This is a genomic window from Sphaerisporangium rubeum, from assembly GCF_014207705.1.
Taxonomy (GTDB): Bacteria; Actinomycetota; Actinomycetes; order Streptosporangiales; family Streptosporangiaceae; genus Sphaerisporangium; species Sphaerisporangium rubeum.
In genome coordinates, this window is record NZ_JACHIU010000001.1 from 3992394 (window position 1) to 4013688 (window position 21295).

A 21295-nucleotide genomic window follows, 5' to 3' on the forward strand; every position below is an offset into this window, starting at 1 on the left:
GCCGATGGCCGGGCCCCGCGCGTCCGACGGGTCCGCCGGGTCAGGTACGGCGCCAGCGGGCCTCGGCGAAGCAGTAGACCGCGAAGAGGATGAGGCCGAGCGCCACGAGGCCGAGCAGCCACGGGCCGAACGGCAGTTCGGCGAAGGAACGCAGCGTCGCGTCGATGCCCTTGGCCTCATCGGGGTCGAAGACGATCGCGGCGTGCACGAAGAACACACCGGCGCCGATCGCGATCACGCCGCGTGCCACGTAGCCCGCCATGCCGAGCTTCAGGACCACGTCACGCACGCGCGGCGGCATCTCCCCCGAGCGCAGGTTCTTGCTGAACTTCTTCTTGACACCGTGGTGGATCCAGTAGACGCCGAGAGCGATGATGCCGAGGCCGATCAGGCCCACGATGAACTGGCCGCCGGGCCACTCCATGACCATGGCCGTGAGGTCCTTGGACTGGTCGTCGGTCGACGACCCCGCGCTGCCCCGCAGCAGGAAGCTCAGGACGGTGCCGACCGCCAGGCCGTACACGATCGTGCGGGCCCCGGACTCGATCTTGTCCTTGGTCTCGCCCACACCGAAGAGGACCTCTGACAGCTGCCACAACGCCAGTGCCGCGAAGCCGACGGCCAGCAGCCAGAGGATGACCGTCCCGAACGGCTGCTCCGCCACCGTGCGGACCGCCCCGGTCTTGTCGGCCTCCTCACCGCCGCCGCCGAACGCTATGCGCAGGGCCAGCAGGCCGATCAGCCCGTACAGGACCCCCCGGCAGACCATGCCGAACCGCGCCAGCTTTTCGAAGGTCGGGTGATCGGCCGCGCGCCGAGCTGCTCCCTCGACCTGCCCACCCGTAGACGCCACGGAATTCATCAAAGCCCCTTTCCTCCGAGCCGCACCCCCTCTACACCACAACCCGCCGGGTAAACCTTTCCCGGTCGCCACACCCGCAGGTCCCGCACGGACGAGAAAGCCGTGGCCGCCGGGGTATCCGGGCCGAACTGCGAGAACGCACCCGGTGGACGTCGGCGTGGCGGTCGCCGATCGAGGGGAGCACCGCTGTATGGCGATATCGGTGCCGTTGTGGGGACGGCGGGGAATGCGGCGCCGGCTGCCTTCCGGGTGGTGTTCCGCGCCGTTGCGGATGATCGTCCCGGCGGCGGCCGGGGTGGTGTTCGTGACGCTGCCGCTCGGCGGGCTGCTGCTCGCGGGGCTCGCGGCCTTCGGGACGGCTCCGGCCGGGACGGGGGCGGCGGTACGGCTGTCGCTGGTGACGTCGTCGGCCGCGACCCTCGGGTGCCTGGTGACCGGGGTGCCGCTGGCCTGGATGCTCGCGCGGGTGGAGTTCCGCGGCCGGGCCGTGGTGCGCGGGCTGGTCCTGGCGCCGCTGGTCCTGCCGCCGGTGGCCGGCGGGGTGGCGTTGCTGACGGTGCTCGGGCCCGGCGGGGTGCTCGGCCGGTGGCCGTACGCGGCGCTGGGGGTCACGGTCTCCCCGGTGGCCGCCGTGGTGGCCGCGCAGGCGTTCACGGCGATGCCGTTCCTGGTGCTGTGCGCGGAAGGCACGTTCCGCGCCGCCGATCCCCGCCTCACCGAGACGGCCACCGCGCTCGGCGCCACCCGTGGCGCCGTGCTGTGCCGCGTCACCCTGCCGCTGACCGCTCCCGGCCTCGCCGCCGGCACGGCCCTGTGCTGGTTCAGGTCCTTCGGCGAGTCCGCCGCCGTCACGACGGTCACGCGCGGGCTCCCCGGTCCCGCGCCGGACGTCCTCGCCGCCTGGCCCGCGGCCATGCCGATGTACGGGCCGCTGTTGCTGCCGCTCACGGCGGCGGCGCTGTGGGGGCTTCGTGGCCGGTGGGTGTGTCCCTCATGATGGACGCGCATCTGGTGGCCGCGCGTCCGGGGTTCCGGCTGGACGTGCGGGTCACGGCGCGCGCCGGGGAGGTCGTCGCGCTCGCCGGCCCAGGCGGGGCGGGGAAGACCACCGCGCTGCGGGTGCTGGCCGGGGTCGACCCGCCGTGCGGCGGCCACTTCACGCTGGACGGCGTCCCCATGGACGCCTGGCCCGCCGGCCGCAGGCCGGTCGCGATGGTGACTCCGGACCCGTTGCTGTTCCCTCACCTGACCGTGTTGGAGAACGTCGCCTTCGGCCCCCGCTGCCACGGCGCCTCCCGCGCCGCCGCGCGCCGGTGCGCGGCCGTGTGGCTGGAACAGGTGGGGCTGCCGGAGCACCACCACACCCGTCCTCGTGACCTCACCCCCGGCCAGAGTCACCGCGTCGCCCTGGCCCGCGCGCTGGCCGTCCGCCCCCGTCTGCTGCTCCTGGACGGACCCCTCACCGACGGTGCGCTCCCCCGGCCACGCACCCGGTCGGTCCTGCGGCACCACCTGGCGGCCTTCCCCGGCGTCTGTGTGCTGACCGTCACCGATCCCGCCGACGCGGCGTCTCTCGCCACCAGGACTCTGCTGCTCCACGACGGCGCCTGCCTGCGCGAGGAGACCGTCCGGCCCTCATGAGCCGTGGTGTCCCCGATGTCACCCCGCGGTGTCCTCCGCGCACGGCGGGCAGCACGACGGCCCCGCCGGGTCCCACCGGCCGGTCGTGGCGGCGGCTCCGGGTAAAACCCGCGCGGGGTAAATGGTGGTGTGAGCGCTTGTCCGGCCACAGGCTGGGCAGAGGTAAAGAGCTGGGATCGCGCGGGCATCGCTCGCGTCCCTTACGACGCGCACACCACACGGAAGGGAGCGGTCGCCGATGCCAAGGCAGATCGCCGCGTATCAGCCACCCAGCTCGATGGAGCTGGAGGCGCGGGTCCACAATCTCGAACTCCAGGTGGCCCATCTCACCGAGGCCGTGCGGTCGCTGACCGCCGTCGACGGCTCCCCCGGCCGCGGCGACACTCCCGCCTCGACCGACTGATCCGGCCTCCGGCCCCGCAGCGCACGGCCCCGGCCGCGGGGCCGCTCCGTCCGCGGCACCTTGGTGCACGCGACCGCCACACCGGCTGCCGTCCGGCCAGAAACCGCGTTTGACCTGGGCTTATACCACCCCCCCGTGCAGGCGGCACGGGGGGATGTGGTCGACTGGTGATAGCCGGACGTGGGGAGGCGCTGCATATTGGCCGGTTGGCGCGAGTGGCCGATGGGGAGACGGATCACCGTTTTCGCCGGAGCGGTGGCGGCGTTGCTGTCGACGCTGCTCGCCGCCGTGCTGCTTATCGCGATCAACAGGCTGGCGGTGGAGCGCCTGCAAAGTGAGATGGCCGCCGCGACGGAACGGGTGGCCATGCAGGTGCGTGAGGGACGCGTCGCCGACGCGACGCCGTACGGGCATGTCGACTACCTCCAGGTGCTCGACCCGTCAGGGCAGGTCGTGGCGTCCACGTCGGGACTCGGGGACAAGCCCCGGCCCATAGCCCACTTCGCGCCTGACAAGGGCCAGGAGTTCGCGTACGAACAGGTGTGCGACGAGGTGCTGCCGGGGTGTCGCATGGTGGTGGCGCACAGCGTGGTCGTGAACGGGAGCAACTGGCTGGTCTACGGCTCGACGACCGGCATCCCGCCGCTGGTCGACCCTCGGCTGGCCGCGCTGCTCGGGCTCAGCGCGGTCGTCCTCACCGCGGCGACCGCGATCGGCAGCCGGCGGGTGCTGCGGTCGTCGCTGCGGCCGGTGGAGGCCATCAGGACCGAACTGGACACGATCAGCGGGCGATGCCCGGAGCGGCGGGTTCCCGTGCCGCCGGGTCACGACGAGATCAGCGGGCTCGCGAGCAGCGTCAACCGCACCCTCGACCGGCTCCAGGTGTCCCTGGAGCAGCAGCGCCAGTTCGCCTCGGACGCCTCCCACGACCTGCGCAGCCCGATCACCGCGATGCGGGCCCAGGTCGAGGACGCGCTGCTGGCTCCGGAGGAGAGCCGGCTGGACGTCATCGGCGACAACCTGCTGGTCAGCCTGGACCGCCTGCAGGCCATCGTGTGCGACCTGCTGATGGTGGCCCGTCTCGACGCCGGCACACCCGGGGGCCGCGAGGTGATCGACCTGTCGGCCCTGGTCACGGGTGAGCTGAGCGCACGCCACACGACCAAGAAGATCAAGCCGGACGTCGAGCCGAACGTCATCGTCGAGGGCGACCCGCTGCGGCTGGCCCGGTTGCTCACCAACCTGGTCGACAACGCCGAGCGCCACGCCGACACCGCGATCTGCGTGGCCGTGCGCAAACAGGCCGCCGACCCCGGCGACGAGCGCTTCCCGTCCGGTGTGGCGGTGATGGAGGTGCTGGACGACGGGCCCGGTGTCGAACGCGACCAGTGGGAGCGCATCTTCCAGCGCTTCATCCGGCTTCCCGCCGCGCGGGAGAAGGACTCCGGCGGCACCGGCCTCGGCCTCGCCATCGCGCGCCAGATCGCCGAGCTCAGCGGGGGCACGCTGACGGTGGAGCCGAGCGACCAGGGTGCCCGCTTCGTGCTGCGCCTCCCGTTGTCCGGGGCCTCTCCCCCGCCGCACCGGCACGTTCCCATCCCGACCTGTCCCTGAGCGGATCACGGCCGTGCGACGTGCGCCGCTTCGTGATTGTGCTGTGCTCTTCCCCAGTGGCTCCGTGGACGTGACCATGGGACGGTACGCGGGCCACGGGAAGGGGACGGCAACGGTGACCAGGAAGACGCCTTCGCTCGCCGACTCGGTGCGGACCACCGGGGACGGCGTGGAGATCCTCGACCGCAGGGTCTATCCGTTCGAACGGCGCTGGGTGCGATGCGCGACGCTGGAGGACGTGGCGGTGGCGATCGAGCGGATGGTCACGCAGAGCCACGGCCCGCTGTTCGCCGCCACCGCCGGGATGGCACTGGCCGCTCGCGAGGCACGGGACGCCGCCCCCGGCGATGCCGCGTCACGGCTGCGGGCCGCCGGCCGCCGGCTGATCGCCACCCGGCCGACCAACCACCACATCAGGGACGCGGTGCAGGAGATCCTCCGGGCCACCGTGGACGGCCCGCTGGCGGACGCCTCAGGCGAGGAGCTGGTGCCCGCGGTGGCCGAGGCCGCGGCGGCGCACGACGCGGCGTACCGGGCCCGGTGCGCCGCGCTCGGTGTCCACGCGGCCACGCTGCTGCCGGACGGCGCACGGGTGCTCACCCATTGCTGGGGGGACGCCTACCTCGTCGCGGCCGTCCAGGCCGCCGAGGACCTCGGCAAGAGGCTGGAGTTCGTCTGCACCGAGACCCGGCCGTACCTGCAGGGGGCCAGGCTGACCGCCGCGACCCTGGTGGAGATGGGGTACCGGCCCACGGTGATCACCGACGGCATGGTGCCGGCCGCGTTCGCCGACGGGCTCGCCGACGTGGCGATGGTGGCCTCCGACCGCGTCACCATGGACGGCCATGTGGTGAACAAGGTCGGCACGCTGGCGGTGGCGCTGGCCGCGCGGGCCTTCGACGTGCCGTTCTACGTGCTGGCCCACGGCCCCGACCCGCACTCCCCCGGCATCGCGGACGTCGAGATCGAGCATCGTGACGGCACCGAGGTCCTGCACGCGCTCGGCGCGCGCACCGCCGCCGAGGGCACCGTCGGCTACTATCCCGCGTTCGACGCCACCCCACCTCGTCTGATCACCAGGATCGTCACGGAGAAAGGCGCGTACGACCCGGCCGATCTCGCCGCCGCGCATCCGCCGGTCGGCACCTCGACCGGCGGCCTCACCGGCACGGCAGGCGGGACGGCCGGAGTGCGGTGACGCCTCGAGCGGACCGTCCACCGCGTGTTCACGACCGGAGAACCGCCTTTCGCGGGGCCGGTGTCGTAAGCCGTCGCGCGCGGGGGGAGGATGAGAGTGTCGCGTGGTTGCCGGCCTTGCGTGACATTTGCCACCCCGGGCAGCTACGACGGCCTCCATGACCGATCTTCCGCCTGATTCGCCACCCGCGAGGAGAATCCGTTGACCACCGCACCGAAGACCGACAACCTCGATCTCGCCACGAGCGCTCAGGAGGTGGCCGACTCGTCACCCGCCGGCTCGCTCGGTCACGCCGCCGCCACCTCGGTGGCCATCACGCTCGCCACGACCCGCGACCTCCCCGAGGCCCGCGCCGTGCTGGACGGCGTGACTCCCGAGAACGTCCGCGCCGCGGCGATCGAGCTGTTCGACAAGCTCGCCACGTCGGCGTCCTGACCGGCGCCGGCCGCGAACGCGGCCCTGCCGCCGTGCGTGAAGCGGTCCCCGGCGCCGGGTCAGGTCGCCGGGACGTGCGCGCGCGTGCGAGGAGAAGCCCTGGTCCGGACCACCGGGCGAGCCGATCGGCCCCATGCCCCGGGTAACGTCCTGACCCCCGCCGACGCGGATGACCAGCGGAGGGTGAGGGGTAGGAACCGGGTGTGCGGGCCGGTCGGGGGCGGCCCGGATCGGGGGATTCATGATCACCAAGGAGACGGTCGACCGGGTCATCGGCTTCGACGGCGGCGAGCTGCCTGTGGTCTCCCTGTACGTGGGGGTGTGCCCGGACGACGGCGCCGCGCTGTTCACGCGGATCAACAGCCTGCTGCACCAGATCCGGCCGCTCGCGCAGGACGAGTCGATCGGCCGTCGCGCGCGGATGTCGTTGCGGGGGGACATCGACCGGCTGGAGCACCTGCGGGATCTGGACGCCGGCAGAGGCCGGGCCGGCACCCTCGCGGTGTTCTCGTGCAGCGGTCAGGATCTGTTCGAGCAGGTGATGCTGCCCCGGAGGATCAGGGACCGCGTCGTGGTGGACGGCTCGGCGTGGACCCGGCCGATGCTCGGGGTGCTCGACGAGTACCACCGCTGCTGCGTCGTGGTGACCGACCGGCGCTCGGCGGTGGCTTGGGAGCTGTTCCAGGACGAGATGCGGGAGATCGGCAAGGTCGAGGACACGGCGCTGCGCAAACCCAACTACGCCGGGTGGTACGGCCTCGCCGAGCACGGTGTGCGCAACCGGGCCGACGACCTGGCGCGGCGGCACTACCGCAACACCGTGCACATGATCACCGACTTGTTCCGTGGCGGCGGCCACGAGTTGTTGATCATCGGCGGCCATCCCGAGGAGGTGCCGTGCATGGTGGAGTTCCTGCCCCGGTCGCTGCGGGAGCGACTGGCCGGCACGTTCGCGGTGGATCCGCGCACGGCCACCCCTGCCGACATCCGGCACAGCGCCGAGGACATCGCCGAGCGGTACGAACGCGAGGAGGAGCGTCGCTGGGTGGCGGACGTGCTGGAACGTGCCGCGGAGGGCCGGCCGGCCGCGATCGGGCTGGACGACTGCCTGTGGGCCGGTTCGGTCGCGGCGGTGCAGGCCCTGCTGGTGCAGGAGGGCATGACGGTCCCCGGGGTGGTGTGCGAGGAGTCGGGGTGGCTCGCCGCCGCCGGCGACGTGTGCCCGCTGTGCGGCGGCCCGGCCCGGCCCACGCCTGACGTGCTCGGGGCACTGGCGGAGGCTGTGATCGACGAAGGCGGCGCCGTGGAGCACGTCGTCGCCGACACCGAACTGAAGGACCACCTGGTCGCCGCGGCGCTGCGCTTCCCCCTCCCTCCGCGGCCCGAGCGCAGCGCCGCGTGAGACGTCAGGCCTTCGGCAGGGGCACCGCCACCACCGGATCTCCGGACGGGGTGGCCGACCCCCCGTCGGGTTCGACGGTGACCCCGACCGTGGTGGCGTCGCCGACCGCGCCGAGGACGACCGGCGGGGTGCGGCCGTCGCCGTCGGGCTCGGTGAGGCCGCTCGGCAGCGCGCCTCCGGGGCCGATGCGCCACAGCTGGTAGGTCTTGCCGTCCGGCAGGGGTGACAGGCCGGAGGAGAAGAACACCATCGTGTTCTCGCCTCGGGAGACGACGACGGTGGCGGCGCCGCCGGGGGTGCCGCGGCTGACGGTGCGCGCGTCCGGCGCGGCGAGCACGGCGGCGACGGCCCGGCCGCCGGCCCGTTCCCTGTCGAGCATGTCCTGCACGCGGACGGCGATCACGCCGGCGCCGACGGCGACGGCGAGGCACGCGGCGGCGAGACCGGTGGCGAGACGCGGCCACCACGCCGGCCGCTCGGCCGTCTTGGCGTGCCGCCGCACCGGCGTCACGGCGGGGGGAAGCTGGCGCACCTGGCCGATCTCGGCCATGACCCGGTCGCGGAGCGCGGGTGCGGGCGGCCTCGCCACCGCGGCGCCGAGACGGGCCGTGGTCTCCCGCAGGCCCCGCGCCTCCTCGGCGCACTCGGCGCACCGGGACAGATGCTCCTCGAAGCGGGCCACGTCGGCGGGGTCGTCGATGGCGTACATCGCGTAGGCGCCTGCCAGTGTGTGCGCGTCGTGGCTCATCGGCCCACCCCCAGGCAGTCGCGCATGCGGATCAGTCCGTCGCGCATGCGGGTCTTCACCGTGGCGAGCGGCACGCGCAGCAGTTCCGAGACCTCACGGTAGCTGTACCCTCCGTAGTAGGCGTAGGTGACCGACTCGCGCTGCAGCTCGGTGAGGGAGCCGAGGCACCGGCGCAGCCGCTCCCCCTCCATGCTGGTCTCCACCGCCTCCGCCACATCGTCGTAGGGCCGGTGGACCTCCAGGCGCGCGACGCGCGTCTCCCGGTCGGTCGCGGCCTGCGCGGCGCGCACACGGTCCACGGCGCGGTGGTGCGCGATGGTCATCACCCACGACATGGCCGAGCCACGTGCGGCGTCGAACCGCGCCGCGGAGCGCCACACCTCCACCAGCACCTCCTGCGCGATCTCCTCGGCCTGTGCGGGGTCCCGCAGCACCCGCAGCGCCAGGCCGTACACCGGGCCCGACACCAGGTCGTACACCTGCTCGAACGCCGGACGGTCACCGCGGGCGACCTGTTCCAGCAGTTGTTCAAGGCCGGGGCGCTCATGGCGGCCCCCGTCCAGAGGGAGGGCCCGGTCGGACCTCATCCAGTCACCCCAACCGTGGGAGAAGCGGACATCGAAGCGGACTCAGAAGCGGACTCTGAAGCGGACATTCAAGCGGACGTCGAGGCGGCACCGGAACGGACACGTGAACGGACACAGGTGTTTCGGAGCTCGCGGGGTCGTGGATGGCATCGATGGTGAAGTGTCCGGCGGCACCGTGGCACGGGTGGTGCGGTACATGCCGGATGTGACGGGTGTGCGGTCCCGAATGGAAGAGGAGCTCCGGCCAAGGCATCATGACTCAAGCACCGACGACGAAGGAGCGGCACGTGACCGAGCGTCCCCTGGTCCTGCTTGACGTCGACGGGGTTCTGAACCCCGCGCGGCGGGCGACGCTGCGGCACCGGCGCCACGACATCGTCCTGGACGGCAGGACCTTCCGGGTGCTGCTCAGCGCGCGCCAGGGACGCGGGCTGCTCGCCCTGGCCGAGGCGACGGGGGCCGAGCTGGTGTGGGCGACGACGTGGGAGGACCACGCCAACACCGAGATCGGGCCGCGTCTCGGCCTGCCGCCGCTGCCGGTGATCGCGGTGAACGGCGACCCGGGGTCGCGCGCGGGTGAGCACTTCAAGACGCGTCACGTCGCCGAGTACGTCGCGGGCCGGCCGTTCGTGTGGTTCGACGACAGCCTCGGCATCGCCGACTGGGAGTACCTGAAGGACCACCCCGGCGTCGGGGATTTCCTGCTGGTCGAGGTGGACCCCGAGGACGGCCTGACCGACGGCGACATGACCCATGCCGGCGACTGGCTGGCCGCCCGTGCCGCCGGCGTGGACGACGCGGGTACCTGCTCCCCCGAACCGGCCCCCTGACCCTCGCACGGTCCGCCGGTTCCCGCGGACACGCGGGTCAGGCAGGTCACCGCCGGGTTCACCGGGACCCGCACGCCGCCGGGCTCCCGTGAGCACGCTCAGGTGGAGGCGATGCGGTCGCGCAGCCAGTGGTAGCTGGTCTTGGGGGTACGGGTCTGGGTGCGGTAGTCCACGTGGACCAGGCCGAACCTCGCGGCGTAACCCCGGGCCCATTCGAAGTTGTCCAGCAGGGACCAGCAGAAGTACCCCCGCACGTCCACCCCTTGCGCGACGGCCTCGGCGACGGCCGCGACGTGACCGCGCAGGTAGGCGACGCGGCCCTGGTCGTCGAGGTCGTCGCCGTGCTCGCCGTAGCCGTTCTCGGTGACGTACACCGGCGGCAGGCCGGGGTGGCGCGTCGCGAGGCCGGTGAGGGTCTGCCGCAGGCCCTCGGGCTCGACGGGCCACCCGAGCCCGCTGGTGGCCGTGCCTTCGGGGGTGACGGCGCGCACCCCGATGTCGAACGCGGTGCGCCGCGCCGGGTCGGGCTCGGCGTGCGGGGCGTCGGCCACGTGGATGCGGTAGTAGTAGTTCAGCCCGAAGAAGTCGAGCGGCGCGCCGATGATCTCCAGGTCGCCGTCCCGGCGGAACGAGAAGTCGGTGATCGCGCCGAATGTCTCCTCCATGTCGCTCGGATAGGCCCCGCCGAACACCGGCTCGGTGAACTGCCGGTTGACCAGCAGGTCCTGACGTCCTGCGGCCTCGGCGTCGCGCGGGCTCGGGCTCGCCGGCACGGCCGGGGACATGTTCAGGGTGATCCCCACGCGCTCGCCGCCTTGGGTGCGCAGCCGCGGTACCGCGAGGCCGTGCGCGAGCAGCAGGTGGTGCGCGGCGGCGAGCGCGCCGTGGCCCTCCGTGGCCCCGGGTGCGTGCCGGCCCTCGGCGTACCCGGTGATCGAGGAGCAGTACGGCTCGTTCAGCGTGATCCAGTACGGCTCCCAGCCGGCGAGCGCGTCGTGCACGATGCCGGCGTAGTCGGCGAAACGCTCGGCGGTGTCGCGTTCGCGCCACCCGCCGCGGTCCTCCAGCGCCTGCGGCAGGTCCCAGTGGTACAGGGTGACGAACGGCGTTATCCCCCGGTCGCGCAGCAGGTCCAGCAGCCGCTTGTAGAAGTCCAGCCCCCGCCGCTCCGGCCGGCCGTGGCCTTCGGGCTGCACGCGTGGCCAGGCGACGGAGAACCGGTAGGCCCCCGCGCCGAGGCCGGTCATGAGCCGGACGTCCTCGGCGAAGCGGTGGTAGTGGTCGCAGGCGTCGTCCCCGGTGTCGCCGCCGGCCACGGCTCCCGGCACCCGGCAGAAGGTGTCCCAGATCGAGGGTCCCCTGCCGTCCTCACGTGCGGCGCCTTCGATCTGGTAGGCGGAGGTGGCGGTACCCCAGACGAAACCGGGAGGGAACACGGGGAAGTCGTGGGTCACGGTCGTCCTCTGGTCGTCGGCGGCGTCGTCTACGATTATCCGCTCATGATCCGCCGCCGGGACCCGGCCCCCGGCAGGTGTTGATCGTTGACTCGCGCGCCACCCCGGGTACAGGTCACCGAACTAGCGTGCCCCATGTGTCCAGGAGAGTGGGGTATGCCCTGATGGTGAAGAGAATGCTCACGGTGCTCGCCGGAGCGCTCGTCCTGACCGTCGCGGGGTCGGCGGGAGTGGTGAGCGCGACGGCGCGGCGAGGCGGCCACGACGGACCGGGCAGGCACGGCCGCACCGCGGAACCACTGGTGATCGCTCATCGCGGCGCGAGCGCGATCCGGCCCGAGCACACGCTGCTCGCCTACGAGGCCGCGATCGGGCTCGGCGCCGACTACATCGAGCCCGACCTGGTGTCCACCAAGGACGGCGTGCTGGTCGCCAGGCACGAGAACGAGATCGGCGGGACCACCGACGTGGCCGCGCACCCCGAGTTCGCCGACCGCAGGACGACCAAGACGATCGACGGCGTGACGATCACCGGATGGTTCACCGAGGACTTCACGCTCGCCGAGCTGCGCACGCTGCGGGCCGAGGAACGCATCCCGGATCTGCGGCCGGACAACACCGCGTTCGACGGGCTCGCCCCGGTCCCGACGTTCGACGAGGTGGTCGAGCTGGCGAAGCGGCACGGCGTCGGGGTGTACCCCGAGACCAAGCACCCGACGTACTTCCGGTCGATCGGGCTGCCGCTGGAGGAGCCGCTGCTGCGCACGCTGAGCGAGAACGGCTGGGACGGGCCGACGGCGCCGGTGTTCGTCCAGTCGTTCGAGACCGGGAACCTCAAGCGGCTGCGTCCGCTGACAAGGCTGCGCCTGATCCAGTTGATCAACGCGACCGGCGCGCCGTACGACCTGGTGGCGGCCGGCGACCCGCGTACCTATGACGACCTGGTGACGCCACAGGGCCTGCGCGACATCGCGCGGTACGCCGACGGCGTCGGCGTGGCGACCACCCGCCTGATCCCGGCCGGCCCCGACGGCCGGCTGCTCGAACCCACACCACTGGTGCGCGACGCGCATCGCAGGAACCTGCTGGTGCACACCTGGACGGTGCGTCCGGAGAACTCCCAGCTCCCGCTCGACCACCGGGCCGGCAACCCGGCGAGCCCGGTCTACCCGCGCGCGACCGGCGACGTGACGGGCTGGCTCGAACGGCTGTACGGCCTCGGCGTCGACGGGGTGTTCTCCGACGACCCGGGGATCGCGCGCGCGGTCCGCGACCACGTGTCAGGCGGCTGAACGGGCCGAGCGAAGACGCCGGCGGCGGGAAAAGAGAATAATACGGCCGCCGGTGGGCCCGGTCCCACCGGCGGCCGTGCTGTGGGTGGCGGGGCCGGCCTCGGCCGTCCGCCGGATGGCGGGACCGGGCTCGGCCGTCCGCCGTGTTGATCTTACGGGTCAGCTCACGGTGGCGCAGATGACGTAGACGCTGATGCCGACGTCGGAGTAGTTGTTCTGGCGGCCGAGCCCGATCCAGCCGGTGCCGTCGTCGGTGGGGAAGCTGCCGACGAGGATGGCGTCGTTGCCCTGGGCCTCCGCGCCGCCGCCGACGGCACGCTTGCCGGCGGGGCAGCGCGCGTAGCGGCGGGTGAAGTTCGGGACGTTCGCGTTCGGCAGCTTGACGATCTGGTAGCCGGTGAAGTCGGCGGCACGCGACGCGGGGGCCGGCGCGGCGGACGACGCGGGGGCCTCCGCCACCACGACCAGGCCGGCGCAGCAGGCCGCGGCGGCGAGCCCGAGCGTGTAGAGCTTCTTGCGCTGCATGAAGGTCCTCCTTTGATCGTTCCGCCTTCGAGCCGGGACGGCTCCCCCGCGCGGGACGCGGGACGGCGGGGCCTTTGGATCGTCACGTGAAGTATCCACATGACTACTGTCCGTGTCCATGACCGAATCCTGACCCGCCTGGCCACCCGGCCGCCTCCGCACCTCCTCCCGGCACCCCACCATCCCGATCACCTGCGGTTTTCCCGTGCGCTCCCGGCCATCTCCGGCGCGCCGGCGGCGCCTGGCCGGCCCGTCATGACCACAAGAGGACGGCGACACCCGGCGCGCCGCGTCCGGCATGCGCCGTACGTCGGGTTTCGTGCTTTATGCGAGGTATAGACGGGTAAGACGTGATTAGTCGACGCCACCGGGCTCGGCACACCGGCCGGCGGTGCCGGCACCGCCTCCACCGGGGCGGGCCACGCACACGGCCCGCTCATCCAACCGTCAGCACCCGCATCCGCATGCCTTCACCGCCGTACGGCCGCAGGAGGACCCATGATCGGTACGGAGAACGACGACGCGCCGATCCGCCGGATGGCGGACGTGGAGGACTTCGCGCGGCAGTGCTTCCAGGGGACGCCTGGCGACCGGATCGGCGTCGAGCTGGAGTTCCTGGTGTTCGACCGGTCGGACCCCGCCCGGCAGGTGGCCGTCGAGGAGATCGAGCGCGCGCTGCCGCCGATGCCGGGAGGCAGCACCGTGACGTTCGAGCCCGGCGGCCAGGTCGAACTGTCCGGCCCGCCGGGTGACCTGCCAGGCGCCGTCTGCCGTATGGCCGCCGACGTGACCGGGATGTCCGAGGCCCTGGACCGCGCGGGCCTGACGGTGGCCGGCTTCGGCCTGGACCCCCTGCGCCGTCCCGTCCGTCAGCTCCACCAGGAGCGGTACGAGGCGATGGCGCGGCTGCTCGGCCTGCCGTACGGGCCGCTGATGATGTGCCTGACCGCGTCCATCCAGGTCAACGTGGACCTCGGCCGCCGTCCCGCCGTCCGGTGGCGTCACGCCAACATGTTCGGCCCCGTGCTGAACGCCGCGTTCGCCAACTCGCCGCTGCTGCGCGGCCGGCCCTGCGGCTGGATGTCCGGCCGGCAGGCCGTGTGGCTGCACCTGGACCCGACCCGTACCCGTCCCCTGCCGTCCGACGCCGACCCGGTCGCCACCTGGGCCGCCTACCTGGCCGGCGCGCGCCTGATGCCGGGCCGCGAACGGCGCCGCCGTCCCGCGCCGCCGCGCCGCACGTTCGGCGACTGGATGCGCGGCCCCCGCCTGCCGCGCACTGCCCCCACCGCCGCCGACCTCGCCTACCACGCGACCACCGTCTTCCCTCCCGTCCGGCCGAGAGGCTGGCTGGAGATCCGCTACCTCGACGCGCTGCACCCGCGCTGGTGGCCCGTCTGTGTGGCGGTCACGTCGGCGCTGCTGCTCGACGACGCCGCGGCGGACACCGCCGCCGCGTACGCCGAGCCGCTGGCGGGACACTGGTGGCAGGCGGCGCACGCCGGTCTCGCCGACCGGCGGCTGCGCGGCGCGGCCGAGGGCTGCTTCCACGCCGCGATCGGCGCGCTCCCCTCACTCGGCGCCTCCCCCGCGCTGGTGGCGGAGGTGGAGGAGTACGCCGCGCGGCACGTGACCCCTGGTCTCGGCCCGGCGGCGGAGCTGCTGCTGCGCGCGCGGGACCTCGGCGGGCCGCTGCCGGGGCGGATCTTCGAGGCGGCCGCGGCGTGAGCGGCGTCAAGGCGCGGATCGCCGCCGAGCTCGTCGCCGGCCGCGGCCGGTCGCTGCGCTACACCGACGTCGACGACGAGACGCTGCTGCGCCAGCACTCCCCGCTGATGTCGCCGCTGGTGTGGGACCTCGCGCACGTCGGCAACTACGAGGAGCAGTGGGTGCTGCGCCGGGCCGGCGGCCTCGCGGCCCTGCGTCCGGACATCGACGCGATGTACGACGCGTTCGCGCACCCGCGCGCCGAACGGCCCGCGTTGCCGCTGCTGCCGCCGGCCGAGGCGCGCCGCTACATCGCCGGGGTGCGCGACCGGACCCTCGACGTCCTCGACCACATGGACCTGTCCGACCCGCACCCGCTGCGCGCGGACGGCTACGTGTTCGGGCTGGTCCTGCAGCACGAGCAGCAGCACGCCGAGACGATGCTGGCCACGTTGCAGCTGTCGAGGCTGCCGGGCCTGGTGCGCGACGGCGCGCTGCCCTCGGGCCGCGCACGCGGACACGACCAGGTCCTGGTGCCGGCGGGGCCGTGCGAGATCGGCACCTCGGCGAGCGCGTGGGCCTACGACAACGAGCGGCCCGCGCACCAGGTGGACCTGCCGGCGTTCTGGATCGACAGGTTCCCTGTGACCAACGAGGCGTACGAGGAGTTCGTCGAGCACGGCGGGTACGACGACCCGCGCTGGTGGACCGTGGACGGCTGGCGGTGGCGGTGCGCGCGCCGGGTGGCGGCGCCGCTGTTCTGGATCAAGGACGGCGGCCGGTGGTGGCGGCTGCGGTTCGGCAGGCACGAACCGGTGCCGCCTCGGGAGCCGGTGCAGCACGTGAGCTGGTACGAGGCCGACGCCTACGCGCGGTGGGCCGGCCGCAGGCTGCCGACCGAGGCCGAGTGGGAGAAGGCCTGCGCGTTCGACCCCCGCACGGGACAGGCGCTGCGGTACCCGTGGGGGGACGGCGACCCGGGGCCACGGCAGGCCAACCTCGGCCACCGGGCCTCCCGGCCGGCCCCGGCCGGAGCCTTCCCCGCCGGCGCGAGCCCGTGCGGCGCCGAGCAGATGATCGGCGACGTGTGGGAGTGGACCGCCTCGTGGTTCGCGCCGTACCCGGGGTTCACCGGCTTCCCCTACCGCGAGTACAGCGAGGTGTTCTTCGGCCGCACGCACCGGGTGCTGCGCGGCGGCTCGTGGGCCACCCACCCGGCGGCGGTCCGCGCGACGTTCCGCAACTGGGACCTGCCGGTGCGGCGGCAGATCTTCGCGGGCTTCCGCTGCGCGCGCGACGTCACACGGGACGAGCTGTGACGGGCCGCCGCCGCGCCGCGCGCGGGGAGCACTGAGGTGTGCCGCCACGTGGCGTGGGTCGGGGCCCCGCGGACGCTCGCCACGCTGCTGGACGGCGACGCGGGCCTGATCCGCCAGTCGTACGCGCCGCGATTGCAACGCCACGGCGCCGTCAACGCCGACGGGTTCGGCGCCGGGTGGTACGCGCCGCGGCGGGCCGAGCCCGTGCGGTACCGGCGGGCCGTGCCGATCTGGACCGACGCCAACCTGCCGGGGCTCGCCGCCGTGGCCGCGTCCGGATGCATGGTCGCCGCCGTGCGGTCCGCGACCGCGGGCAGTGCCGTGGAGGAGTCGTCGACGGCGCCGTTCACCCACGGGCCGTGGCTGCTCAGCCACAACGGCCGGGTCGCGCCGCCGGCGGTGCGACCCCTGCTGCGCGGCCTCGACCCCGAGAGCGGCACCGACTCGGCGTGGCTGGCCGCCGCGGTGTTCGCGCGCCTCGCCGCCGGGACGCCGCTCGCCGAGGCCGTCGCCGAGGTGGTCACCCTGACCGCGGCGGCCGATCCCGCCGCGCGGCTCAACCTGATCGTCGCCGACGGCGGCCAGGTCGCCGCCACCGCCTGGGGTGACACCCTGTTCGTCCACCTCACCGGCGGCGTGCTGATCGCCAGCGAGCCGCTCGACCACGAGGAGGGATGGCGCTCGGTACCCGACCGCCATCTGGTCCACGCCACCCCCGACGGCGTGGTGACCAGCCCGCTCGCGATCCCTGTGACCCCCTGATCCGTGCCGCGCCGTCACACCGGGAGGCCCGCGTGTCCGTCACACAGATCCCGCTGCCGTTCCTGTACACGGTCGACCTCCTCGGCCCCGGCGACCACCGGGCCGTCCTCGCGCGCGAGGTACGCGCCGGGCTGGCCGACTCTCCCAAATGGCTGTCCCCGACGTGGTTCTACGACGCCGCGGGGAGCGAGCTCTACACCCGGATCACCCGGCTGCCGGAGTACTACCAGGCACGCACCGAGACGGCGATCCTGCGGGACAACGCCGCGGACGTCGCCGCGCGGACCCGCGCCGAGACGCTGGTGGAGCTCGGCTCCGGCACCAGCGAGAAAACCGTGCCGCTGCTCGACGCGCTCGGCGCGGCCGGCACGCTGCGGACGTACTCACCGGTGGACGTGGACGCCGTCACCCTGGACGCCGCGGCGAGGCGTGTCGCGGAGGCGTATCCGGGGCTGGCGGTGTGGGCCGTGCGGGCCGACTTCCAGCGCCACCTCGGCAGGCTGCCGCGCATCGGACGGCGGCTGGTCGCGTTCCTCGGCGGGACCGTGGGGAACCTGAGCGCCGAGGCGCGGGAGACGTTCTGGCGTGAGCTGTGCGGCACGCTGGCGCCGGGGGACGCGGTGCTGGCCGGCGCGGACCTGGTGAAGGACACCGGACGGCTCGTCGCGGCCTACGACGACGCCGCAGGGGTGACCGCGGCGTTCAACCGCAACGCGCTGAACGTGCTGAACCGCGAACTCGGCGCGGACTTCGAGCCGCGGGCCTTCGAGCACGTGGCGCTGTACGACGCCACGTCGCAGCGGATCGAGATGCGTCTCAGGGCGACGCGCGCCATGCGGGTGGTGATCGGCGCACTCGGCATGGTGGTGGAGTTCAGGGCCGGTGAGGAGATGCGCACCGAGATCAGCGCCAAGTTCCACCGTTACCGGCTGGAGCGTGAGCTCACGCGCGCCGGGTTCGCCCTCGGCGCGTGGTACACCGACCCCGCCAAGGACTTCGCGCTCGTCCTCGCGCACGTGCCGGAGGACCCGGCACGACCCGGCACGGTCACCGAGCGCGGGCCGTCACGCACGCGGCGCGCCTGACACGGCGAGCGGAGCGGACGCCACGGCTCCTCGCTGCGGGGACGCCACGAAGGTGCGGTACGGCGCGAGCACCGTGTCGACCCACCGCGTGCCGGCCGCGTCGCCGAGGTCGACCGCCTGGACCGGCGGGTCGCCGAGCACGGTGCCCGGCACCCGGTCGCCGAACAACATCAGCACCCGCTTGCCCTCGTCCCGCTTGGACGACCACACCAGGCCCTGGGCCCACGGCGCCTGCCTGCGCATCCAGTGGGCCCACAGACGGGTGCGCGGGTAGTCGTGCGGCTCGGCGCGCACCAGCCAGTCGTCCTGCGCGACCGCGGCCAGGTCGGGGCCGGTGACCAGGGAGATCAGCGCCAGGGGACGTGTGGTGCGCAGACGGCTCGCCAGGCGTTCGGCGACATGGTCGTAGGGGAGGGAGCGGCGTCCGTCCGCGCCGAACGGCAGCCCGCGCAGCAGGACCTCGGCGAGCGCGGTGGAGACGTCCAGGCTCGCGTAGTAGAAGCGGTACGGGTCGGTGCGCACCGTGCCGTCGAACCTCCCGCCGGCCCGGCCGGGAGCACGGGGCCGGGTGAAGCGGTCGGCCCGGACCGCGCGATGGTGCACCCGCCACACCGGGGTACCCGCGGGCAGCAGGAACCGGTTCGGCCGGCCCGCGTACCTCGGCGGCGGCACCGTACCCGGCATCACGCCTCGGCCCGTGAAACGTTCCTCGTGGAGGTGGAGATCACGGCCGCAGGATATTGCGGAGCAACGGCCGTGAATTCATCATTGGATTGGATATGGACCTTCCGCCGAAGAATTCTCCGGTTTCCCGGCTAACTCCGGCGATGGCATGGCGGCGGATCACCGCCGGCCTTCCGAAAGCGCGACGCGCTCACACCGGTGAATCTCCCCGGACGCGAGGGCTCCGGCGCCGCCGGAGCGTAGTCAGCCTTCCGGAAGTGGCCACCGGATGACACTCCTGGCTATAGGTTTTCCGCTTGCCTGTGGCGCACCCTCTCACTAGCGTGTAAACACCACAATTCGATCTTGATCGAGGAGGCCGGGACCCGATGCCCGCCCAGGAGGAGCGCCTGCGCGCGATCGGGGCCGCGGGGGCGGCCGTGCTCAGCCGGGTCGCCTACCACCAGGTCCGTACCGAGCAGGTGGCGGCCGAGGTGCGGCTGGGTGACACGCGGGTGGACCGGCCGGCGGGGGGCAGCCGCAGCGCCGTGTGGCTGTACAACGAGGTGAAGAGCCGGCGCGTGCTCGTCGCGCTCGCGGCGCTGCACGCCTTCGAACGTCACATGGCGGCCGGCGGCTGGTCTCCTCCGGACACCGGGCCGTTCACCGTCACCGACGCCAGGGCCCTGGTGACGGACGCGCTCACCGAGGTCTGCCGGTTCCAGCGCGCCGAGGCGTTCCTGATGACGCAGGTGGGTCACGGCATCGGCGACATCGCGACGTCGGAGAAGCGCGTCAGGACCAGCGAGGCCCCGTCCCGCCCCCCCGCCTGGCCGCCGACACCGCTCGGCCGCGTCGCCGCCGCCGCGTGGACCGGCCGCCTCACCGTGTTCGCCCCCATGCTGGAGCCGGTGCTGCTCCTCGCGGCCCGTTCGGTGACCGACCCCCCGGCGGGCTGGGCCGCCGAGAGCGCCACGTTCCTGTCCGACCTGGCCTTCCGTGCCTACCTGGGTGACGCCTACTGCCCTCCCGGCCGCCAGGCCGCGGGCCTCGCGGCGTACTGGTTCGACCGTTCCCTCACGATGCTGACCGGCCCCTGGGCCGGTGAGCTGCACGCCGCCGAGGTGGCGCTGACGGCCGTGCGCCGCCGCGGCACCGATCCACGCGCCGAGGCCGCCGCGCAGGTGACGATCCTGCGCACCCTCCTGGAGGCCGGCACCCTGCACGCCAGGGCCGCGCGCGAGGGCACCGAGGCGATCACGATGTTCCACCGGCTCGCCGGCCGTCCCGCTCTACCTCCGGCGGCGGGGATCACGGCGTCCGGGACGGCGGCGGCCAGGCCGTCCGGGACGGCGGAGTGGTCCGATCTGCGGTCGCTGTGCGACGCCGCGACGCGTCAGGGCATCGCGGCGCTGCGGTTCGGCGACATCGCCGGAGCGCGGGCCGCGTACGAGCTCGCCGGGGCCGTGGTGGGAAGCGCGGTGGAGAGCGCGGCCGAAGGCCGGGGGACGGGGGACGAGCGGCGTTCGCTGGCCCTGCGGGCCAGGCACAACATCGCGGACGTGCTGATCGAGGAGGGCCGGCCCGGTGCGGGGCTGGCGGTCGCCGAGCAGGTGCACCGCGTGCGGTCCGCCGCGGCGGCGCCGTCCGGCACCGATGCCGCCTGGCGGCGCGCCACGCTGACGGCCGAGGTGCGGGTCCGCGCGCTGACCAGGTCGGGCCGGGTGGTCGCGGCGGTGCGGGCCGCCGAGGAACTGGTGACCGACCGCAGGGAACGCCTCGGCGGCGTGGACAACGTGAGCGCGGCGAGCGCGCGGGTCACCCTGGCCGAGGCGCTGCTGGCGGCGGGCCATCCCGGCGAGGCCCGCCACCACATCGAGGACGCCTCCCAGTACCGCCGCGGCCGGCTGGTCGCCACCGGCTACTGGCCCCAGTACGACAGGGTGCTGCTGGCCCAGGCGCACATCGCGCTCGGCGCTCCCGGCGCCGCGGTGGAGATCCTGCGTGCGGCTCCGGTCACCGGTGAGTGGTTCGCCACGCGGGTGTCGGCCCGTCTGGCGCTCAACGCGCACCGCCTGCTGGCCCTCGCGCACGCCGCGCTCCACGAGACCGGCCTGGCCCTGGACGGGTTGCGCGCTCTGTCGGAGACCTTCGACTCCCGTCCGGCGGGGGACGCGCTCGCCGTGGTGGTGTGGCGGGACCTGTGCGAGCTCCTGATCGCCACCGGGGAGATCGATCAGGCCCGGTGCCTGCTCTCCCGTGTCACGCAGGCCGAGCCGCCGGCCGCCGAGGACCTTCCCGGCCACGCCTACACCCTGCTGCTGCGCACGTTGCTCGCCGCGCACGAGGACGGCGCCACGCAGGGGGTGCCGGCTCCCCGCGAGGCGGTCACGGCGGAGCGCCGCGACGTGCGGGACATCCCCGTAGCGGCCGCCGACGGCGACGCGGCCGGGCCGGGGCTCGACCCGGCGCGTGCCGAGCTGGTCCGGCTGGGTCTCGACCCGGCGCATCCGGTGCTGCTGCGCGTCGCCTACGAGGAGGCCCGCCGCCGAGGCGCGCACGATCCCGCGGCGGCCGCGGAGCTGCTGGCGCCACTGATGTGCCGCCGTCCCCTCGCGCACGGCCGGCCCGCGATCGGCGACGGCCACCCGCTGCACCTGGCCGCCAGGGACCTGGCCGACCAGTTCGCCCTGCCTGGTCCCGCCGAGCCGGGACCCGCCTGGGACGACTACTGACGCACGCGCCGCATGGCCGGCCGGCGACGCCGC

Annotated in this window: 20 protein-coding genes; 14 read left to right on the plus strand and 6 right to left on the minus strand. The window is 73.8% G+C overall.

The annotated features are described in order from the left end of the window. Positions 1–40: 40 nt before the first annotated feature. Complete coding sequence (locus BJ992_RS17225) at positions 41–862, minus strand: DUF1206 domain-containing protein (protein WP_184982199.1); 822 nt, start codon at positions 860–862, stop codon at positions 41–43. Between the two features lie 271 nt (positions 863–1133). Between BJ992_RS17225 and BJ992_RS17230 the strand changes: the two genes are divergently transcribed. The 7 genes from BJ992_RS17230 to BJ992_RS17260 all read left to right on the plus strand — a co-directional run bounded on the left by BJ992_RS17230 (position 1134) and on the right by BJ992_RS17260 (position 7555). After that, positions 1134–1859 carry a molybdate ABC transporter permease subunit gene (locus BJ992_RS17230; RefSeq protein WP_246497334.1) on the plus strand — a complete coding sequence of 242 codons (726 nt, stop codon included), beginning with the start codon at positions 1134–1136 and terminating at the stop codon, positions 1857–1859. Then, the gene (locus BJ992_RS17235) at positions 1856–2503 is read left to right on the plus strand and encodes an ATP-binding cassette domain-containing protein (protein WP_184982203.1); all 648 of its coding nucleotides are present in this window, start codon (positions 1856–1858) and stop codon (positions 2501–2503) included. Before BJ992_RS17230 ends, BJ992_RS17235 begins: the two co-directional genes overlap by 4 nt. 238 nt (positions 2504–2741) lie before the next feature. After that, positions 2742–2906 carry a hypothetical protein gene (locus tag BJ992_RS17240; RefSeq protein WP_184982205.1) on the plus strand — a complete coding sequence of 55 codons (165 nt, stop codon included), beginning with the start codon at positions 2742–2744 and terminating at the stop codon, positions 2904–2906. A gap of 222 nt (positions 2907–3128) precedes the next feature. Then, positions 3129–4520: a sensor histidine kinase gene (locus tag BJ992_RS17245; protein WP_184982207.1), complete on the plus strand. Its 1392-nt coding sequence runs from the start codon at positions 3129–3131 to the stop codon at positions 4518–4520. Between the two features lie 115 nt (positions 4521–4635). Continuing rightward, positions 4636–5718 (plus strand): translation initiation factor eIF-2B alpha/beta/delta subunit family protein, encoded by a 1083-nt coding sequence (locus BJ992_RS17250; protein ID WP_221474864.1) that lies wholly within the window; start codon positions 4636–4638, stop codon positions 5716–5718. 201 nt (positions 5719–5919) lie between these two features. After that, a complete protein-coding gene (locus tag BJ992_RS17255) occupies positions 5920–6153 on the plus strand; it encodes a hypothetical protein (RefSeq protein ID WP_184982209.1) in 234 nt (77 codons plus the stop codon). Positions 6154–6394: 241 nt separating this feature from the next. Next, positions 6395–7555 carry a baeRF10 domain-containing protein gene (locus tag BJ992_RS17260; protein WP_184982211.1) on the plus strand — a complete coding sequence of 387 codons (1161 nt, stop codon included), beginning with the start codon at positions 6395–6397 and terminating at the stop codon, positions 7553–7555. Positions 7556–7559: 4 nt separating this feature from the next. On the opposite strand, the gene BJ992_RS17265 is transcribed toward BJ992_RS17260, so the two are convergent. Then, positions 7560–8303: an anti-sigma factor gene (locus tag BJ992_RS17265; protein ID WP_184982213.1), complete on the minus strand. Its 744-nt coding sequence runs from the start codon at positions 8301–8303 to the stop codon at positions 7560–7562. Beyond that, positions 8300–8890 (minus strand): ECF RNA polymerase sigma factor SigK, encoded by a 591-nt coding sequence (sigK, locus tag BJ992_RS17270; RefSeq protein ID WP_184982215.1) that lies wholly within the window; start codon positions 8888–8890, stop codon positions 8300–8302. The genes BJ992_RS17265 and sigK overlap by 4 nt, the downstream gene beginning before the upstream one ends. A 287-nt stretch (positions 8891–9177) precedes the next feature. Here sigK and BJ992_RS17275 point away from each other — a divergent pair, with 287 nt between their 5' ends. After that, complete coding sequence (locus tag BJ992_RS17275; protein ID WP_184982217.1) at positions 9178–9720, plus strand: HAD domain-containing protein; 543 nt, start codon at positions 9178–9180, stop codon at positions 9718–9720. A gap of 98 nt (positions 9721–9818) precedes the next feature. Here BJ992_RS17275 and BJ992_RS17280 read toward each other — a convergent pair whose 3' ends face one another. Continuing rightward, on the minus strand, positions 9819–11174 hold the full coding sequence (locus BJ992_RS17280; RefSeq protein ID WP_184982220.1) for a GH1 family beta-glucosidase: 1356 nt from the start codon (positions 11172–11174) through the stop codon (positions 9819–9821). 164 nt (positions 11175–11338) lie between these two features. Here BJ992_RS17280 and BJ992_RS17285 point away from each other — a divergent pair, with 164 nt between their 5' ends. Continuing rightward, complete coding sequence (locus tag BJ992_RS17285; RefSeq protein ID WP_184982222.1) at positions 11339–12466, plus strand: glycerophosphodiester phosphodiesterase; 1128 nt, start codon at positions 11339–11341, stop codon at positions 12464–12466. Between the two features lie 159 nt (positions 12467–12625). On the opposite strand, the gene BJ992_RS17290 is transcribed toward BJ992_RS17285, so the two are convergent. Further along, on the minus strand, positions 12626–12991 hold the full coding sequence (locus tag BJ992_RS17290; protein ID WP_184982224.1) for a hypothetical protein: 366 nt from the start codon (positions 12989–12991) through the stop codon (positions 12626–12628). Positions 12992–13489: 498 nt separating this feature from the next. On the opposite strand from BJ992_RS17290, the gene BJ992_RS17295 reads away from it, so the two are divergent. The 4 genes from BJ992_RS17295 to egtD all read left to right on the plus strand — a co-directional run bounded on the left by BJ992_RS17295 (position 13490) and on the right by egtD (position 17864). Further along, positions 13490–14719 (plus strand): glutamate-cysteine ligase family protein, encoded by a 1230-nt coding sequence (locus tag BJ992_RS17295; RefSeq protein ID WP_184982226.1) that lies wholly within the window; start codon positions 13490–13492, stop codon positions 14717–14719. Continuing rightward, a complete protein-coding gene (gene egtB / locus BJ992_RS17300; RefSeq protein WP_184982228.1) occupies positions 14716–16017 on the plus strand; it encodes an ergothioneine biosynthesis protein EgtB in 1302 nt (433 codons plus the stop codon). The genes BJ992_RS17295 and egtB overlap by 4 nt, the downstream gene beginning before the upstream one ends. A 48-nt stretch (positions 16018–16065) precedes the next feature. Beyond that, positions 16066–16779, plus strand: coding sequence for an ergothioneine biosynthesis protein EgtC (gene egtC, locus BJ992_RS17305; protein ID WP_343072711.1), 714 nt, complete (start codon positions 16066–16068; stop codon positions 16777–16779). Positions 16780–16841: 62 nt separating this feature from the next. Further along, complete coding sequence (gene egtD / locus BJ992_RS17310; protein ID WP_246497338.1) at positions 16842–17864, plus strand: L-histidine N(alpha)-methyltransferase; 1023 nt, start codon at positions 16842–16844, stop codon at positions 17862–17864. On the opposite strand, the gene BJ992_RS17315 is transcribed toward egtD, so the two are convergent. After that, positions 17844–18548, minus strand: coding sequence for an RES family NAD+ phosphorylase (locus tag BJ992_RS17315; RefSeq protein ID WP_184982234.1), 705 nt, complete (start codon positions 18546–18548; stop codon positions 17844–17846). The genes egtD and BJ992_RS17315 overlap by 21 nt on opposite strands. A gap of 368 nt (positions 18549–18916) precedes the next feature. Here BJ992_RS17315 and BJ992_RS17320 point away from each other — a divergent pair, with 368 nt between their 5' ends. Next, on the plus strand, positions 18917–21262 hold the full coding sequence (locus BJ992_RS17320) for a hypothetical protein (protein ID WP_184982236.1): 2346 nt from the start codon (positions 18917–18919) through the stop codon (positions 21260–21262). Positions 21263–21295: the final 33 nt, after the last annotated feature.

Bases quoted from the DNA above. Each gene is read 5' to 3' on its own strand.
- BJ992_RS17225 (WP_184982199.1), bottom strand. From the start codon at position 862: ATGAATTCCGTGGCGTCTACGGGTGGGCAGGTCGAGGGAGCAGCTCGG.
- BJ992_RS17230 (WP_246497334.1), top strand. From the start codon at position 1,134: ATGATCGTCCCGGCGGCGGCCGGGGTGGTGTTCGTGACGCTGCCGCTC.
- BJ992_RS17235 (WP_184982203.1), top strand. From the start codon at position 1,856: ATGATGGACGCGCATCTGGTGGCCGCGCGTCCGGGGTTCCGGCTGGAC.
- BJ992_RS17240 (WP_184982205.1), top strand. From the start codon at position 2,742: ATGCCAAGGCAGATCGCCGCGTATCAGCCACCCAGCTCGATGGAGCTG.
- BJ992_RS17245 (WP_184982207.1), top strand. From the start codon at position 3,129: ATGGGGAGACGGATCACCGTTTTCGCCGGAGCGGTGGCGGCGTTGCTG.
- BJ992_RS17260 (WP_184982211.1), top strand. From the start codon at position 6,395: ATGATCACCAAGGAGACGGTCGACCGGGTCATCGGCTTCGACGGCGGC.
- BJ992_RS17265 (WP_184982213.1), bottom strand. From the start codon at position 8,303: ATGAGCCACGACGCGCACACACTGGCAGGCGCCTACGCGATGTACGCC.
- sigK (WP_184982215.1), bottom strand. From the start codon at position 8,890: ATGAGGTCCGACCGGGCCCTCCCTCTGGACGGGGGCCGCCATGAGCGC.
- BJ992_RS17285 (WP_184982222.1), top strand. From the start codon at position 11,339: ATGGTGAAGAGAATGCTCACGGTGCTCGCCGGAGCGCTCGTCCTGACC.
- BJ992_RS17290 (WP_184982224.1), bottom strand. From the start codon at position 12,991: ATGCAGCGCAAGAAGCTCTACACGCTCGGGCTCGCCGCCGCGGCCTGC.
- BJ992_RS17295 (WP_184982226.1), top strand. From the start codon at position 13,490: ATGATCGGTACGGAGAACGACGACGCGCCGATCCGCCGGATGGCGGAC.
- BJ992_RS17315 (WP_184982234.1), bottom strand. From the start codon at position 18,548: ATGCCGGGTACGGTGCCGCCGCCGAGGTACGCGGGCCGGCCGAACCGG.
- BJ992_RS17320 (WP_184982236.1), top strand. From the start codon at position 18,917: ATGCCCGCCCAGGAGGAGCGCCTGCGCGCGATCGGGGCCGCGGGGGCG.